Annotated in this window: 14 protein-coding genes; 2 read left to right on the top strand and 12 right to left on the bottom strand. The window is 45.1% G+C overall.

Going from position 1 to position 18387, the window contains the following annotated elements; all coding sequences use genetic code 11:
• Positions 1-8 precede the first annotated feature (8 nt).
• The 8 genes from cmk to tig all read right to left on the bottom strand — a co-directional run bounded on the left by cmk (position 9) and on the right by tig (position 9651).
• Entirely contained in the window at positions 9-689 is a 681-nt protein-coding gene (cmk, locus tag AACV20_RS07945) for a (d)CMP kinase (RefSeq protein WP_170907093.1), read from the bottom strand.
• Between the two features lie 171 nt (positions 690-860).
• Entirely contained in the window at positions 861-1160 is a 300-nt protein-coding gene (locus AACV20_RS07950) for a ComEA family DNA-binding protein (RefSeq protein ID WP_017044597.1), read from the bottom strand.
• A gap of 136 nt (positions 1161-1296) precedes the next feature.
• On the bottom strand, positions 1297-3156 hold the full coding sequence (gene ppiD, locus AACV20_RS07955; protein ID WP_170907094.1) for a peptidylprolyl isomerase: 1860 nt from the start codon (positions 3154-3156) through the stop codon (positions 1297-1299).
• Positions 3157-3313: 157 nt separating this feature from the next.
• The gene (locus tag AACV20_RS07960; protein ID WP_026027116.1) at positions 3314-3586 is read right to left on the bottom strand and encodes an HU family DNA-binding protein; all 273 of its coding nucleotides are present in this window, start codon (positions 3584-3586) and stop codon (positions 3314-3316) included.
• A gap of 195 nt (positions 3587-3781) precedes the next feature.
• Positions 3782-6133 (bottom strand): endopeptidase La, encoded by a 2352-nt coding sequence (lon, locus tag AACV20_RS07965; protein WP_013857184.1) that lies wholly within the window; start codon positions 6131-6133, stop codon positions 3782-3784.
• A 120-nt stretch (positions 6134-6253) separates the two neighbouring features.
• Entirely contained in the window at positions 6254-7534 is a 1281-nt protein-coding gene (clpX, locus tag AACV20_RS07970) for an ATP-dependent protease ATP-binding subunit ClpX (protein WP_013857185.1), read from the bottom strand.
• An 83-nt stretch (positions 7535-7617) separates the two neighbouring features.
• On the bottom strand, positions 7618-8244 hold the full coding sequence (gene clpP / locus AACV20_RS07975; RefSeq protein WP_010317461.1) for an ATP-dependent Clp endopeptidase proteolytic subunit ClpP: 627 nt from the start codon (positions 8242-8244) through the stop codon (positions 7618-7620).
• A gap of 105 nt (positions 8245-8349) precedes the next feature.
• On the bottom strand, positions 8350-9651 hold the full coding sequence (gene tig, locus AACV20_RS07980; protein WP_013857186.1) for a trigger factor: 1302 nt from the start codon (positions 9649-9651) through the stop codon (positions 8350-8352).
• Between the two features lie 579 nt (positions 9652-10230).
• Here tig and AACV20_RS07985 point away from each other — a divergent pair.
• Together AACV20_RS07985 and AACV20_RS07990 are read left to right on the top strand one after the other, a co-directional pair.
• The gene (locus tag AACV20_RS07985; protein WP_170907095.1) at positions 10231-12018 is read left to right on the top strand and encodes a sensor histidine kinase; all 1788 of its coding nucleotides are present in this window, start codon (positions 10231-10233) and stop codon (positions 12016-12018) included.
• Positions 12019-12067: 49 nt separating this feature from the next.
• Positions 12068-13408, top strand: coding sequence for a sigma-54-dependent transcriptional regulator (locus AACV20_RS07990; RefSeq protein ID WP_170907096.1), 1341 nt, complete (start codon positions 12068-12070; stop codon positions 13406-13408).
• A 49-nt stretch (positions 13409-13457) separates the two neighbouring features.
• Here the strand turns inward: AACV20_RS07990 and AACV20_RS07995 are convergent, their stop codons facing one another.
• The 4 genes from AACV20_RS07995 to AACV20_RS08010 form a co-directional block, all read right to left on the bottom strand.
• Entirely contained in the window at positions 13458-14819 is a 1362-nt protein-coding gene (locus AACV20_RS07995) for a TRAP transporter large permease (protein ID WP_013857190.1), read from the bottom strand.
• Between the two features lie 3 nt (positions 14820-14822).
• Positions 14823-15509 carry a TRAP transporter small permease gene (locus AACV20_RS08000; protein WP_094165740.1) on the bottom strand — a complete coding sequence of 229 codons (687 nt, stop codon included), beginning with the start codon at positions 15507-15509 and terminating at the stop codon, positions 14823-14825.
• Positions 15510-15642: 133 nt separating this feature from the next.
• The gene (locus tag AACV20_RS08005; protein WP_017044592.1) at positions 15643-16638 is read right to left on the bottom strand and encodes a TRAP transporter substrate-binding protein; all 996 of its coding nucleotides are present in this window, start codon (positions 16636-16638) and stop codon (positions 15643-15645) included.
• A 458-nt stretch (positions 16639-17096) separates the two neighbouring features.
• The gene (locus tag AACV20_RS08010; protein WP_170907097.1) at positions 17097-18350 is read right to left on the bottom strand and encodes an ABC transporter substrate-binding protein; all 1254 of its coding nucleotides are present in this window, start codon (positions 18348-18350) and stop codon (positions 17097-17099) included.
• Positions 18351-18387: the final 37 nt, after the last annotated feature.

The raw sequence follows: 18387 nt of genomic DNA on the forward strand, positions 1-18387 counted from the left end.
TAGCAGAACTACTCTGCCAGCTTAGATTCTACATATTGTAATGCTTCTTCTACAACTTCGTCGATAGACATTGAGGTTGAGTCAAGCAATAGCGCATCCTCTGCAGGGCGTAATGGGGCCACTGGGCGGTTACGATCTCGGTCGTCACGCTCTTGGATCTCGCTTAAAAGGGCGTCAAATTTAACATCTAGCCCTTTGAGTTGCAACTGCTTAAAGCGACGTTGGGCTCGCTCTTGCGCGCTGGCCTCGAGGAATATTTTCACTTCTGCTTGAGGAAACACAACTGTGCCCATATCACGTCCATCGGCAACCAGTCCCTGCCCTTTCGCAAAGGCTCGTTGGCGACGTAATAATGCCTCACGAACTCTAGGCAGTGCCGCTACTTTTGATGCTGCCATTCCTGTCTCTTCTTTGCGCAATTCTTTCGATACGTCCTCACCTTCAAGAATCACTCTAACCAAGTCGCCTTCTGCGATAAATTGGACATCTAAATGTGTCGCCAGAGGAACAAGCGCTTCTTCCGACTCCGTATCCACACCGTGGTGAATCGCCGCCAATGCAAGAACGCGGTAAATAGCTCCAGAATCGAGCAAATGAAAGCCTAATTTCTTAGCCAACAACATACAAAGAGTGCCTTTACCTGCACCACTTGGTCCATCTACGGTAATTACCGGAGTGTGAGAGGACATGATTTACTCCACTTAGTTTTTTAGTTTTTATGCGGCTTGCTTGCTCGCTTTTGTCGGCGACAAATTATAGTGCTTATCCGTTACAGGCGCTAGGAAGGAATGGTGATATGACTGAAATTTCACAGTGATACAAGCGTCGCTTTTAGGGGGCGACGCTTTTGATAGAGACTTTTATAAAATGATACGCTCAGCGTTTTGCCTGACAGTAGCGGCACCAATGCCTTTCACCAAGCTCAGATCTTCTTTGGTTTTAAAATCGCCATTTTGTTGACGATATTCAACAATCGCTTGTGCTTTTTTAAGTCCAATACCTTTCAACAAAGTAGCAATTTCCTCAGCGGAAGCCTGATTTATATTAACCGTAATTTCAATGCCTTGGTGCGTTTCTACCACCTTTTCTTCTGCTAATGTCGGTGAAAGAGGCAATACGATACTTAGAAGTAACAACCCGAGTTTTGTTTTCAATTTCATATGAACATTTCCTTGTTTATTAATGGGTACCAATATTAATTGAGCTTGGAAATGAGAGGGAATCAAAAAGGTAGAAATTGAAATGGGCTGCATAAGCAGCCCATTTTGAGTTTCATATCAATTACATTACTAGCCTTTATTGGCTCACAACATAATATTCAATGTCTGTATTTTTACGCAAAGTTGTAAGTATCGCAGCCAAATCACGTTGGCTACCGATGCGCTCTAACTGAGCCGTAATTTGATCGTTGTACTGAGGTGTGACTTTAGCCTCAACCTTATGTAGTTCAACAAGAACAATATCACCGTTCATTGCTTTCGCTTGACCGTAAACCACACTATCTGTAGCGGGTTTAGGGAGAGAAAACACCGTACTCGCCAATGGAGAGCTACGATCAATCATTTCCAACCCAGCAAATTTTAACCCACGCTGTTCCAATAAGGATTGGTCACCTTGCTTTAGGGTATCAATCAATTTTGTGGCTAACTCAATCGCTTGTTGTTCGCCTTTGACTTTAGAAAGCTGAGTAACCACTTGCTCTTTCACTTCAGCCAAAGGAAGAACTATTTGTTCCCGAGCATCATCAACACGAACAACGATAACGTGTTCTGGGGCAACTTCTAATACCTCAGAATTGAGCCTATCTTCTTTTACCTCTGGGCTTAGAATAGCTTGAAGAACAGCTGGATTTTTAAGAATTTCAGGCGCATCTTGCTGAGAAATAAAATCGGTTTTCTGAATCTTAGCTGAGATAGCGTTTGCTGCTTCATCCAGAGAGTCAGGTGATTCAAATGCCACTTTTTCTAGCTTAGTCTGCAACTCATAAAACTGATCAGCGGCCTTTTGGTCTACCATTTCAGCTTTGATTTCAGAGGCAACCTGTGCGTAGGGCTGTGCGATAGGGGCTTTAACATCATCAAGACGGATAATGTGATAGCCAAATTCAGATTTGACCAACCCTGTGATATCCCCTATCTGTTCGATAGCAAAGGCTGCTTGTTCAAAAGCTGGGTCCATCACATCATGCTCAATCCAACCTAGCGAACCACCCTCTTCTGCGCTTCCTACGTCTTCTGATTTTTCTTTCGCTAAAGTCGCGAAATCAGCGCCAGCATTCAGTTCATCGAGAATTGCCTGTGCTTTAGTTTTATCATCACCTTGAACCAAAATATGGCTTACTTTACGTTGTGCTTGAGTGGAGTATTTGTCTAAATGCTCTTGGTAGTACTGCTCGGCCTGTTCATCAGACACTACAATTTGGTCTTTCAATTGTTGGGCAGAAAGCTCGATATAAGCCACTTTAACCTGCTCTGGACGGGTATAGCGCTCTGCATTTTGTTGATAATATTGAGTAATTTCTTCATCACTCAACTCAACATTTTTAGCAAAGTCGCTGAGTGACAATGTGAGCGCACGGATATCACGGGTTTGAGAGATCAGTTCACTTTGCTGATTAACCTCACCCTGCAACGTAAATTCACTGCCTTGGATAGCACTAAGTAACTGGTTACGGATAAGATCACGACGTAGATATTCTGCAAAGCTTTCAGCAGAGAAACCTGCACGGCGAAGAGCCGCTTGATAGATTTCTTGGTCAAACTTACCGCCAGTCTGGAATTGAGGCATGTCTAAAATCATTTTACGAACCTGATCATCGCTCACTCGTAAACCTAGTGATTGTGCATGCTGCTCCAACAATAAATCGTTAACCATACGATCAAGCACTGACTTACGAAATGACTCGACATACTGAGGATCAGCGAGCAAGTTAGCAAAATAATCCCCTAATTGGGATTGCATGCGATTGCGCTCGTTCTGGTACGCTTGTTCAAATTCACCACGGCCAATCTCACTATTGCCAACTTTAGCCGCAGCATTACTGCCACCGCTGACCAAGTAGCTACCGACACCTGCGAATACGAATGATAAGATAATCATTCCTAGAATAATTTTCACCGCGATGCTGTTCACGCCTTCGCGTAATCGATCCATCATAATCTAACTGCTCTCCGGATAAGAAGCTTCACACTTCAGCCTAAAAATTGAATAGCGCGATAATATCAGAAAAAGAAATGCGCATCAGTAGGATGCGCATAATTTCAAAAGGTTCGAATTAATTTTGCGCTTAAGCCGCAAAAAATAACGATTTTGATTAGTTACAAGCGTCTTTAAGCGCTTTGCCTGCTTTGAAAGCAGGTACTTTTGCTTCTGCGATTTGGATCTCTTCACCCGTTTTAGGGTTACGACCCGTGCGCGCTGCACGAGTGCGAACGCTAAATGTACCAAAGCCAACAAGCGCTACTTGATCGCCAGATTGAAGAGTGCCACTAACGGCTTCGATGAATGCATCAAGAGCACGGCCTGCCGATGCTTTAGAGATGTCAGCGTTTTCTGCGATTTTTTCTACTAATTGTGTTTTATTCACTGTGATTCCCCTTTGCGTCACCCATTATTATTTTTTAACGGTGACTTTTCGTTCCATTAAGTTCCCAAACTAGCTTGAAGCCTTATTACATCTGGGCTGCAAGCTATAGGGGCTTACGTTAGCGCCCAAAAAAAACGCTGACAAGCCTTTTTAAGCCTATCAGCGTGATCTTTTACTTATTTTTGCTGCACATCACTATTTTTTAGCTTCAAATTCAACCCCAGAAGGGTCTCGTTCAAGTGCGATCTTCAAAACTTCATCAATCCATTGAACGGGAATGACTTTTAGATCAGCAATCACATTTGCAGGGATCTCTTCCAAATCACGCTCATTCTCTTTTGGGATCAATACGGTGGTGATACCACCACGATGTGCTGCGAGCAGTTTTTCTTTCAAACCGCCGATAGGTAATACTTCACCACGCAACGTTATCTCACCCGTCATCGCGACTTCCGCTTTCACAGGATTACCCGTCAAGCTAGAGACAAGCGCCGTACACATAGCAATACCCGCGCTTGGGCCATCTTTTGGTGTTGCGCCTTCTGGCACGTGAACGTGAATGTCACGCTTTTCATAGAAATCAGCGTTAATCCCTAATTTCTCGGCGCGTGCGCGAACCACAGTCATCGCAGCTTGAATGGATTCTTGCATCACCTCGCCCAGAGAACCAGTTTGCGTCAACTTGCCTTTGCCAGGCATTGATTCGGTTTCAATAGTCAGCAAATCACCGCCTACTTCTGTCCATGCTAAACCCGTAACTTGGCCAATTTGGTTACTGTCGTCGGCTTTGCCAAAATCACAACGTTGCACACCTAGAAACTCTTTTAAATTCTCTTGGTTGGCTACCACGGTTTTTATGTCTTTATTCAACAAGATTTTCTTCACCGCTTTACGGCAAATTTTTGAAATCTCTCGCTCTAAGCTTCGTACGCCCGCCTCACGTGTGTAATAACGGATAATACCAATAATGGCTGAATCTTCGATAACAATTTCATGAGGCTTCAAACCATTCCGCTCAACTTGCTTAGTCACTAGATGGCGTTTAGCAATATTCAGCTTTTCGTCTTCTGTATATCCGGAAAGGCGGATAACTTCCATACGGTCAAGCAGCGGACCTGGGATGTTCATTGAGTTTGATGTCGCAACAAACATGACATCAGACAAGTCATAGTCCACTTCTAAATAGTGATCGTTAAAGGTGCTATTTTGTTCAGGGTCAAGCACCTCCAACAATGCGGAAGATGGGTCACCACGCATATCTGAAGACATTTTGTCGATTTCATCAAGCAGGAACAGTGGGTTTTTCACACCAACTTTCGCCATTTTTTGAATCAACTTACCCGGAAGAGAACCGATGTAAGTACGGCGGTGACCACGAATTTCTGCTTCATCACGCACTCCACCTAACGCCATACGGGTATATTGTCGACCTGTTGCCGCCGCTATCGAGCGGCCAAGAGACGTTTTACCAACGCCCGGGGGACCAACAAGACACAAAATTGGCCCTTTCAGCTTGTTGATACGACTTTGTACCGCGAGATATTCTAAAATACGCTCTTTGACACGATCTAAACCGTAGTGATCGGCATTTAAAATCTCTTCAGCTTTTGCCAAATCTTTCTTAACTTTTGAACGTTTTGCCCAAGGAACATTGACCATCCAATCAATATAGCTACGCACAACGGTTGCTTCTGCAGACATTGGAGACATCATCTTCAATTTCTGCAGCTCTTGTTCCGTTTTTTGGCGCGCTTCCTGCGGCATTTTGGAATCGTCAATCTTCTTCTTCAGCATTTCAAATTCATCAGGTGCGTCATCCATCTCACCTAATTCTTTCTGAATCGCTTTCATCTGCTCGTTGAGGTAATACTCACGCTGAGATTTTTCCATCTGCTTTTTAACACGACCACGAATTCGTTTTTCAACCTGTAATAGGTCGATCTCCGCTTCCATTTGTCCCATTAAAAATTCCAAACGTTCACTGACATCAACAATTTCGAGAACTTTTTGTTTTTCAATCAATTTCAATGGCATGTGAGCGGCGATGGTATCAGCCAAACGCGCTGCTTCATCAATCCCATTTAACGACGTTAATACTTCAGGCGGGATTTTCTTATTGAGTTTGATAAAACCATCAAATTGGTTGATTGCGCTGCGAACGACGACTTCCTGCTCTTTATCATCCAACTCAGGAGTGACAAGATACTGCGCTTCTGCGGAGAAAAATTCACGCTCGATGAAGCGATCAATTTTCGCTCGCTGTTGGCCTTCAACCAACACTTTCACGGTACCGTCAGGTAATTTCAGAAGTTGTAAAATCGTTGCAACTGTCCCGACTTCAAAAAGATCTTCAATTTTCGGTTCGTCGGTTTCCGCTTGCTTTTGTGCCACAAGTAACACTTGCTTGTTGTTATCCATCGCCGCTTCAAGGCATTGGATGGATTTTTCTCTGCCAACAAACAAAGGAATGACCATGTGAGGATAAACCACCACGTCACGTAGAGGTAGTACGGGGATCTCGATACGCTCGGAACGTTCCAAGTTCATATTATTCTCTCTTCCGCTTCAACTGATTACCGAGTATATGGGGGCTAACTCACTGGATTCAATAACAGAATAAAAAAAAGGAGGTATTTGCTACCTCCTTTAAATATTTCTGATTGAGATTTACTCTGCGCCAGCCGCTTGGCTCTCATTTCCGCTGTAAATTAGTAGCGGTTGTGATTCACCATTAATGACTGATTCATCGATAACCACTTTGCTGACATCGTTTACCGATGGCAGTTCATACATGGTTTCGAGTAGTACGCCTTCCAATATAGAGCGTAAACCACGTGCGCCCGTTTTGCGGTTCATTGCTTTTTTTGCAATGGCGCGCAATGCGTCTTCACGAAACTCTAGGTCAACGTTCTCTAACTCAAACAAGGCTGCGTACTGTTTCGTCAGCGCGTTTTTCGGCTCACACAGGATTTGAATCAGTGCTTCTTCATCCAGCTCTGTCAAGGTAGCCGTTACGGGAAGACGACCGATAAATTCAGGGATCAACCCATATTTTACCAAATCTTCAGGCTCTACTTGATTGAACAACTCACCGATAGTTTTGGTTTCATCTTTAGAGCGAACTTCCGCACCAAAGCCAATACCTGAACCTGTCGCAACACGTTGTTCAATCACTTTATCTAGGCCCGCAAATGCACCACCACAGATAAAGAGGATTTTGGATGTGTCTACCTGTAAAAACTCTTGTTGTGGATGCTTACGGCCACCTTGCGGCGGAACTGAAGCTATAGTGCCTTCCACCAATTTCAACAGCGCTTGCTGAACCCCTTCACCTGAGACATCTCGTGTAATTGAAGGATTTTCTGCTTTACGAGAAATCTTATCAATTTCATCGATGTAGACGATACCACGTTCCGCTTTTGCAACGTCATAATCACATTTTTGCAGCAGCTTTTGGATGATGTTTTCAACATCTTCGCCGACATAACCTGCTTCAGTTAATGTGGTGGCGTCTGCCATTGTGAAAGGTACGTCTAGGAAACGAGCTAATGTTTCTGCAAGCAGTGTTTTACCACTACCTGTTGGGCCAATAAGAAGAATATTACTCTTACCTAACTCAACCCCATCGCTCGTTTTATCACCGTTTCGTAAACGCTTGTAGTGATTATATACGGCCACTGCGAGCACTTTTTTTGCATGTTCCTGGCCAATCACATAGTCATCAAGATGTTCACGGATCTTATGCGGCGTAGGTAACGCCTCAGATTCCTTTTTTGGCAGAACATCCTTAATCTCTTCACGAATGATGTCGTTACATAAATCAACGCATTCATCACAGATGTAAACAGAAGGACCGGCGATCAGCTTGCGAACTTCGTGCTGGCTTTTGCCACAGAAAGAGCAATACAACAGTTTACTACTACCGCTCTCTTTGCTTTTGTCTGTCATTCGCTAACCTCTTAGCCTTTACTTTTAATCGTCTGAGTGTAACTCAAATTACGCCAAAATGCGTTAAACAATTCTGAGAACTGTTATTCGCCACGGTGACGCAAGACTGCATCGACTAAACCGTATTCCACAGCTTGGTCAGCAGACATAAAGTTATCACGGTCGGTATCACGCTCGATAACTTCAAGCGGTTGGCCTGTATGCTCAGCAAGCAATTTGTTGAGTTTTTGCTTGATGGTAAGGATCTCTTGAGCATGGATCTGGATATCCGAAGCTTGGCCTTGGAAACCGCCTAACGGCTGATGAATCATCACGCGTGAGTTAGGTAACACATAACGTTTCCCCGGAGCGCCACCAGCCAATAGGAATGCTCCCATTGAACAAGCTTGGCCCATACAAACAGTGCTAACATTCGGCTTGATGAACTGCATGGTGTCATAAATTGACATACCAGCAGTCACACTACCTCCTGGCGAGTTGATGTAGAGGAAAATATCTTTATCAGGGTTTTCCGATTCTAAAAACAACAGCTGCGCTACAACAAGGTTAGCCATGTGATCTTCAACTTGACCCGTTAAGAAAATCACTCGTTCTTTGAGTAGGCGAGAATAAATATCGTATGAGCGCTCACCGCGGGAAGTCTGCTCAACCACCATGGGTACTAGCGCGTCAAAAATTGGCGACATTGCGTTTTTTTCTTGGTAGCTCATATTGTTATGTCCCTAAAATAAATGGCCCGAATGATGGGTATCACACGGACCATTGTTAGCAGAATAGTTAACCTGTAGTCAACCACCTACGCTACATATTGCTTATTAAGCAGGTTGCTGGTTCATTAGCTCATTGAAGCTAACAGCCTTTTCAGAAACCTGTGCTTTAGCAATGATCGCGTCGATTGCTTGCTCTTCTAGAGCAAGGTTACGCATGTTGTTCATCATTTGCTGATTTTGAGAATAGTATGCCATTACTTCAGCTGGATCTTCGTACGCTGTTGCCATCTCTTCGATCAATGCTTTCACTTTATCTTCGTCAGCTTTTAGCTCTTCAGACTTGATCACTTCACCAAGAAGTAAGCCAACCACTACGCGACGTTTTGCTTGTTCTTCGAACAATTCACGTGGTAGTTGAGCGGCCGCTTCTGGGTTACCGCCAAAGCGTTGCGCAGCTTGTTGACGCAGTACGTCGATCTCTTGATCGATCAGTGCAGAAGGAACATTGATATCGTTCTCTTTTACTAGACCTTCAATCGCTTGCTCTTTAATGCGGTTTTTTACTGCTTGCTTAAGTTCACGTTCCATATTTTTGCGAACTTCAGCTTTCAGCGCTTCAACACCGCCTTCAGCCACACCAAATTTGGCAACGAACTCGTCGTTTAACTCTGGTAATTCACGCACTTCAACTTTGTTGATTTTAATTGCGAATTTCGCCGCTTTACCTTTTAGATTTTCCGCGTGGTAATCTTCAGGGAAGTTAACGTCGATTTCAAATTCCATACCTTTGGTTTTGCCAACGATACCGTCTTCAAAACCAGGGATCATGCGACCTGCACCCATTTCTAGAGGGAAATTTTCAGCTTTACCGCCTTCAAACTCAACGCCATCAATAGAACCAACGAAATCGATCGTCGCGCGCGAACCTGCTTCCGCAGCTGCGTCTACTTCTTTCCACGTTGCTTGTTGCTTGCGTAACGTTTCTAGCATCTCAGCAACGTCTTCTTCCTTCACTTCAACCGCTGGTTTTTCAACAGTGATGTTTTCTAGACCTTTTAACTCAACTTCTGGATATACTTCAAAAGTTGCATTGAAAACAAGGTCTTGGCCTTCTTCGATAGAAACTGGTGCGAATGTTGGTGCGCCTGCTGGGTTGATTTTCTCTTTTACGATAGCTTCAATGAAGTGGCGTTGCATCACTTCGCCCATGACGTCTTGACGTACCGCTTTACCGTACATTTGCGCAACCATTTTCAAAGGCACTTTGCCTTTGCGGAAACCATCGAAACGACGATTCTTAGCGATATTGCGTAGTTCTTTTGTAACTGCATCTTCGATGTTAGCAGCAGGAACAGTAATATTCAGACGGCGCTCTAGGCCTTCTAGCGTTTCAACAGTAACTTGCATTATTTATAAACCTCAAAACTGGCCCAGTATTTCTGAGCAATATGAGCCGCAACTTAGGCGATGCCTTGTGCTTGGCTGCATCCTTGTGTTGTGCTCTATCCGAACACTTCTTTTAAAACCAGCATCAATATTGGTGAAAAAACCAACATTGGACTAATAAGCGACATCTTTAGTGACTCGAATCTGTCTTAAAGGTGTCTCTGATTAGTCTCAGGACAGAAAATTTAGACGCGACATTCTACCGACCTGAATCCGTGCTGTCGAGCCAATCACCGCAGAGAGATGATTCCGTACCCTAAATTGCTTTCTAAGTGCTAAAAATTCCACCAACGTGAAAAAGCACAGTTTTGAAATGGGGACAATAAAGGCTTTTTCAAGGGAATCGAGGCTTTTTTTACCCCAAAAGCGTAAAAAGAGATCTTGCTCCTGTTTTGCACCCCACAATTGCGCTCTTTTTAAACATCACCCAAAGGAAAACCAGTAGAATTATGAGTCAATGCTGGGAGCATTATCACTTGCAAAAATGGATATCTCTCGCAAAAGAACTGCCCTTGTCGCGCCGCTGAACATGGAGAAAGGATGCTACATATTCGCCGAGTAAACCTTATTTTTGTAACGTTATTCCTTTTGTCTACCGCGGCTGGGGCGCATTTTGTTTGGCGGCACAACTACCAAAGTTTATTGATTGAACATCAAGCTCAGCTAGAGCGATTCTCTAGCCACATCACCACAAAACTTGATAAATATGCACATATCCCAAGATTGCTAGCCAAAGATAAAGAACTCATTGACGCTTTACACAGCCCCAGCAATAGCGCCCAAATTGAAATCACTAATCGCTATTTAGAGCAGGTCAATGAAGTGATTCAAGCCGCTGACACCTACCTCATCGACCAATATGGCAACACGATCGCAGCAAGTAACTGGCACCTCACTCACTCATTTATTGGCCGAAACTTCGCTTGGCGGCCTTACTTTAAAACGGCCATAACTGGGCAAGAGAGCCAATATTTTGCGTTAGGATCAACATCGGGGCAACGAGGATATTACTACTCCTACCCTATCGTTTATGCCGCGGATGTCATTGGCGTAGTGGTAGTGAAGATGGACCTTTCCGCGATTGAGGAAAATTGGCAGAGCAAACAAAGCTATTTTGTCGCCACCGATAGCAACAACATTATTTTCATGTCCAGCCAACCGGAGTGGCTGTTTAAAAGTGTTGCCATGCTGAGCGAAAGCGATCGAATTGCGGTTCAAAATAGCCGCCAATATCTTGATACCTCCATTCGCTCACTCGGATTGATCGGCGATTTCAGCGCATCCGTTGCCGAATGGGAAAATCCTTATCAAACTTGGATTAAAGGCGATTTCATCGTTTCAACCAAACCGCTGCCCAGTATCGGGCTAAACATTCGGGTTTTATCGCCCAAAATAAACATTTTCTGGGATAGCTTTGGATTTACTCTGATCAACAGCATGCTGTTTGCCATCGTCTACTTAGGGCTATTACTGGTTCATCACCGCCAGCTCAAACAGCGCCAAATCGAACAGTTACAGTCTGAAGCAAAACAAAAATTAGAGTTTCTGGTGATGGAGCGAACCTCTGCACTGCACGCGGAAATTGCGGAGCGAAGTAAAACAGAGAGCATGTTACGCCAAACTCAAGATGAATTGATCCAAGCTGCGAAACTGGCTGTGCTTGGGCAAATGTCCGCCAGTATTAGTCACGAGCTGAATAACCCACTGGCCGCTATCCGCAGTTTTGCCGACAATGGGCGGCGTTTCTTAGCCAATGGTAAGCCGGAACGGACCGATGACAACTTGACTCGCATTTCAGCGCTCACCGAACGCATGGCTAAAATCAGTGAACAGCTCAAATCGTTTGCGCGAAAAAGTAACACCGATGAGAAAGTGAACGCGCAATTATTACCGATTATTTTGTCGACAAAAGAGTTGATGCAACCGCAATTTAAATCGAATTTGATTCAGTTTGAGATGGAATTACCCACAATGGATCTTTGGGTGCGTGTCAATCCAATCCAACTAGAACAAGTCTTGATTAACTTGCTAACCAACGCGATACAGGCCCTTGAGGAACAGCATCAAAAATGCGTTCGTTTGAGCACTGAGTGCAAGGCCTCTCAAGTGTTGATCCATATTGATGATAACGGCCCGGGAATTACACAAGAAAAAATAGCCCATCTTTTCGAACCGTTTTTCACCACGAAAAAAAATGGCTTAGGCTTAGGCTTGTCGATTTCACAGCAGATAATACAAAGCATGGACGGTGAGTTAACGATGACCAGTTCACCGCAGTGTGGGGCGCGATTTTCAGTCTCTCTACCGATCGTTACGCCAAGCGCGTGATTTACAGACAAAGTATGGTTTAAAGATAAAAAGCAGTTAAGGACAACCAATGTGTGATGTATTTTTTATCGATGATGAGGCGGATATCCGTATCGCCATTGCGCAAAGTTTCGAGCTCGCCGACCTCACAGCGCGGTTATTTTCCAGTGCGGAAGAAGCCTTACTGGCGGCCAAAGCCGACGGGCTGCCTCTTGTGGTGGTGAGTGATATTTGCTTACCTGGCCTCAGTGGCCAGAGCTTACTCAACTCGATTCATCATCAAGATGCTGAGGTCCCTGTTATTTTGATCACAGGACATGGCGATATTTCGATGGCCGTACAAGCGATGCACGATGGCGCATACGATTTTATCGAAAAACCTTTTGCTACTGAACGCTTGATAGAAACCATCCACCGTGCGATAGAAAAACGCCACTTAACGTTAGAAAATCAGCAGCTAAAACGCAGCTTAAAAGCGAGCCAAACTCTTGGACCACGCATTATCGGTAATACTGGCAACATCCAAGCGTTAAGGGACACCATCACTCATGTCGCCGACACTCAGGCTGACATTCTACTGTTTGGCGAAACTGGCACAGGAAAGGAGCTGGTTGCTCGCTCGTTACATGAGCAGAGTTCTCGCCGCGAGCTCAATTTCGTCGCACTGAACTGCGGCGCAGTGCCTGAAAATTTGATAGAGAGTGAACTTTACGGCCATGAAAAAGGCGCCTTTACTGGCGCTGAAACCAAACGCATTGGCAAATTTGAACATGCACAAGGCGGCACCTTATTTCTGGACGAGATTGAATCAATGCCGATGCAGGCGCAAATTCGTTTATTACGCGTATTGCAAGAAAGAGTCATTGAACGAGTTGGGTCCAATACCTTGATTCCTCTGGATATTCGAGTCATCGCCGCAACAAAAATCGATTTAAAGCAAGCAGCTCAAGCAGGCACCTTTCGTCAAGATCTCTACTATCGCTTAAACATTGTCACATTAGATATTCCACCACTTCGCCAACGTAAAGAGGATATTCCCGCGCTTTTCCATCACTTTTTGTTAGTGGCCGCGGCTCGTTACGGTAAAGCGGCAACCGCACTCTCTCAACCTGAAATGCAGCGCTTAATCAGCCATGACTGGCCGGGAAACGTACGCGAACTACGCAACGCCGCAGAACGCTATGTGCTATTGGGGAAACTGGCTCAGTTAGGCGACAGCGAGCCATCACAAAAATTACCCACCCATTTAGTCGAACAAGTGGCCGAATTTGAAAAATCCGTGATTGAACAAGCATTGATTGAGTGTGGTGGGCGTATCAATGAAACAATGGAAAGGCTCAACGTACCGCGTAAAACGTTGTACGACAAAATGCAGCGTTACGGATTAGACAAAGAGCTCTATAAAATATAGAGCTCTAATAACATGCCGCAGCCATAGAAATTTCAGGTCAGCATTTTGGTTACTTAGTGATGATTTCCGGCCCCATTAAGGTGGTTGGTAACCAAGTGGAAATCCAAGGCACGTAGGTCACAATCATCAAAAATAGGAACATAATCGCCACCCACGGTAGCGCCGCTTTCACCACATTCATCATCGACATTTTGGCAACCCCTGCGGTGACAAACAAGTTTAACCCGACGGGCGGTGTGATCATCCCTATTTCCATGTTCACCACCATCATGATCCCAAGGTGAATGGGGTCAATACCGAGTGCGATGGCGATGGGAAAGACCAATGGAGCAACAATGATCAGCAGCCCTGATGGCTCCATAAACTGACCACCAAGTAGCAGTAATATGTTGACTACAATCAAAAATGTTATAGGCCCGAGACCGGCAGAAAGCATCGATTCAGCAATAATTTGCGGAATGCGCTCTTCGGTCAGAACATGTTTCAATATCAATGCATTGGCGATAATAAACAGCAGCATGATGGTCAGTTTGCCTGCATCAAACAAAGTCGCTTGCGTATCTTTATGGAAAAAGGCTTGCACGATTTTGACCAAGGCAGGTTTGGTATTTTCTTTGTCGGCGAACGGCCCCATATCTTTGTAAACAAAATTGGCAATCAAGAAAGCGTATACCGCTGCCACCGCAGCCGCTTCGGTTGGCGTAAAGATACCACCGTAAATCCCGCCGAGAATGATCACCACCAGCAACAGACCCCAGCTGGCATCTTTGGCGGCGAAGATCGCTTCTTTCCAACCCACAAAAGGTTGTTTCGGCAGGTTTTTAATTCGTGCAAAAATGTAGATAGCAACAATCAGCATCAAACCCGCTAATAAACCGGGGATCACACCGCCTAAAAACATGCGCCCTACCGATACATCGGTCGCGGCTGCGTACACGACCATTACAATCGAAGGTGGGATCAAGATGCCCAATGTGCCAGCATTACAAATAACCCCAGCGGCAAACTCTTTGCTGTAGCCATTTTTAACCATTCCGGCAATAACAATACTACCGATCGCCACCACTGTAGCAGGCGAAGAACCAGACAGCGCCGCAAACATCATACAGGCCACTACCGAAGCAATCGCAAGCCCTCCCCGAAACCAACCCACCATAGCGATAGCGAAACGGATAATGCGTTTTGCTACACCTCCGGTTGACATAAAGCTGGAAGCCAAAATAAAAAATGGAATCGCAAGCAAAGTGTAATGGCCTTCAAAAGCGTTAAACAAGGTTTGAGCCACTGACGCTAAAGAAGTATCGGAGTGCCAAAGTAGGAACAGAACGCTGGATAATCCGAGCGAGATAGCAATGGGTACACCGACTAGCATAAAGCCGATGACCATAACAAACAGCAGTAAAATATCCATGAATTAACGCTCCTTGCGAGAATCAATAGGCGGGGTCGCTTCGCGGTTCGGCTCTAATATGGTCTCGCTCACTTGTGCCATTTCCGCTTTGAGCGCTTCAAGATCTTCCTCGGCTTCATGGCCAGAAATCATTCTGTCTAACTTACCGCTGAGAATTTGATAGGCGATTTGTAAAAAGCGAAAAGTGAGTAATCCCATTCCGATAGGCAATGCCATGTATGGAATAAAGCGCGGCATTTTTTCATAGCGCTCCCCTTCATTGAGCCAATCGGAGAGAAATTGCAGCATTTCCGGCATAGGAATATCGTCGGTTTCATACCAAGCACGCTCAGTCGCAAACGGGTACCAGTAATTCCACGAACCGATGAGCAGTAAAATAGAAAAGGTTAAACAACAAGCCACCGCGACCAGTGCAGACACTTTTCGCATAGTTGCAGGCACCATGTTAATGACCACATCAACTCCGATGTGAAAGTGTTTCTTTACCCCATAGGACGCACCAACCAGTACCATCCATGCAAACATGAACACGGTTAATTCCAATGCCCATAAAATGTTGCCGTTAAAAACATAGCGATAAACAACGTTAACGAACGTTAATAAGGTCATCGAGCCCAAGAAGAATGCAATCAGCATTTCTTCAATCGCATCGGTAAATCGGCCGACTTTAGAGAAAAAAGAGTGTTCCATGTGATACATCGCTCTCATAGTAATTATCGGAATTGACTCAAGGTCACCGCACGGCTTCAGGTTAGTTATCAATGAGACGAGCAATAAACGCGTTGAGTCCAACCCCACCACACAAGGTGGGGTTGGAGGCTGATTATTTGTTTGAAGCCAGCGCTGCCTCAATCAAATCTGAACCGATGTCTTTTTCAAATTTCTGCCACACAGGCTTCAGCGTTGTAACCCATTGCTGGCGCTGTTCAGGTGTGAGAGTGCGGATCACGCCTCCGGCTTCCAATACATATTGTCTATTTTGGAGCTCGACTTTATTTGATTCCGCATTACGCGCTTCAGTGACTTCTTTTAAAATGGTCGCGAACTGGTCACGCACATCGGCTGGTAGGCTGTCCCACCACTTGCTCGATGTCACCACTAGGTAGTCCAAAATGCCGTGATCGGTTTCGGTAATGCCATCTTGCACTTCAAAGAATTTCTTACCGTAAATGTTGGACCATGTATTTTCTTGACCATCAATAACTTTGGTTTGCAAACCGCCATACACTTCTGCAAAAGACATTTTTTGCGGGTTTGCACCAAGCTGCTCAAACTGAGCCACCAGTACATCAGATGCTTGCACGCGGAACTTTAATCCTTTTGCATCCGCCGGAACGAGTAGAGGTTTATTGGCTGACATCTGTTTCATACCGTTATGCCAAAACTCCAACCCTTTCACACCACGACGTGTCATTGAATTTTTCAGTTTTTCACCGTCAGCCGAGTTTTGGAAACGGTCAACTGCGTCCACATCCTCAAATAGGAATGGCAGGTCAAAAATACGGAATTTTTTGGTGAATTTTTCAAATTTTGATAATGAAGGCGCCGCTAGCTGCACATCGCCGTTTAGCATGGCTTCCAATACTTTGTCGTCATCGTATAAGGTTGAATTAGGGAAAACTTGTAGGCAAGCCTTACCATTCATCTCCTTATTAACACGCTCTTCAAGCAGCGAAGCCGCAATGCCTTTAGGGTGCTTATCTGTATTCGTGACGTGGCTAAATTTAATTACGATTTCGCCGGGGTCGCAATTTGCGGCCGCATTAAAACTGGTTACAGCAAGAATGGAAGCGGTCAGCAAAGTCAGTGGCTTTAACATTATTATTCTCCTTGATTGAACATATCAGCCCCATCAATGGGTGCTGGTTGTTTTCTATAAGGCAATTAACAAGCCAACATGACACATTTCATTAACAAGCCAGTAACCATAAGGTGTCACCAGCTATTCAGTTAACAACAACCCATAGAATCTTATGATAGAAAGCAAAAATGGGTAGAAAATGACCCAAGGAATATGAATTTTGGGTGGGAAATGACACCCAGCTAAATCCATCAGAGGGTGGCGATGAGAATGACGAAAAAATGTGAAACAGGAAGAAAGCGCACCCTCCGCCCAAACAGCAAGCCTAGTTTGGGCACTCCCCCCGAGCTCTTTATCGGAGAGCGCGCTAATTGGTTAGAACCGACAGATTATGTTAGTAGCACACAGAAAGTGGTGTGCTACAAGAAGAGGGTGAGCAGGCAGGCTAAAAAACCTACCCACTCTGGGGGTTAGGGCTACATCGCAGCTTTCACCGCTTTCGCTAGTTTTTGTGCTGCTTGTTTTGGATCCGCTTTTGGATCATTGAAGAAGTTCGTTACGACATCAAAAATCGCGCCTTGGGCATAGCTGGTTGTCGACATACCATGGGCAATACTGGGCACAAGGTTGTTGGACTTAGCCGTCGCTTTAAAGGCCGCCATTGAGTCCAACGCGCACTGGTCAAATTTTGACATATTCATATCTGTGCGTACCGGGATCGAGCCTTTGTTGAGGTTAAATACCTCTTGGAATTTAGGATCTAGGATCGTGGCGGCTAGCGCTTTTTGCGCCTGCTTATTGTCTGCATCAGTTAGCTCAAAAAAGACAAAACTATCGACATTATGGATAAATTGATCGGCCGTACCTGGCGCGGCAACGCACAGGTAATCTTTACCCGCAACTTTGCTCGCTGCGGTAAACTCACCTTTTGCCCAGTCGCCCATGACCTGCATCGCCGCTTCACCATTTATCACCATTGAAGTCGCAACGTTCCAATCACGGCCTGGAGAGTTAACATCAATGTAGTCATGAACTTTTTTAAACTGGCTAAACACGTCAACCATTTTGTCGCCCGCGAGCACAGCCATATCAAGCTCAACAAACGCTTTCACGTAATCTTGTGAGCCAAGCACGCTCAACGCCACCGTTTCAAAAACCGTCGCGTCTTGCCAAGGTTGACCACCGTGCGCCAGTGGCACATAACCCGCGGCTTTGATCTTATCGCCCGCAACAAAAAACTCGTCTAACGTGGTTGGCACTTTAGCACCCACTTTAGCCAGTACCGCAGGGTTAACCCACAACCAGTTGACGCGATGCACGTTAACTGGCACGGCCACATACTGGCCATTCCACTTCATGACATTGGTGATCATCGGTGGTACGACTTCATCCCAACCACCCTGTTTGGCTACGTCATTAAGGTTCGTGAGAAAACCAAGCCCCGCCCATTCTTGAATATCGTGTCCTTTAATTTGAGCCGCCGACGGTGGGTTACCCGACACCGCGCGCGTTTTCAATACCGTCATGGCACTTTCACCACCACCACCTGCGACAGCGAAATCTTTCCAACTATGGCCTTGCTGCTCCAACATTTCGGTGAGCACAGCTATCGACTTGGCTTCACCACCGGAAGTCCACCAATGGAGTACTTCCACTTCACCAGCGTGAGTCGAAGGGATGGAAGAGACAGAGAGGAAAGATAAAGCAAGCAGAGTGTTATGAAATTTCATCATCATCTTCCTTGGTTTTGATTCGGCAAACCTGATT

The organism is Vibrio sp. B4-6 (assembly GCF_963888245.1).
GTDB lineage: Bacteria > Pseudomonadota > Gammaproteobacteria > Enterobacterales > Vibrionaceae > Vibrio > Vibrio anguillarum.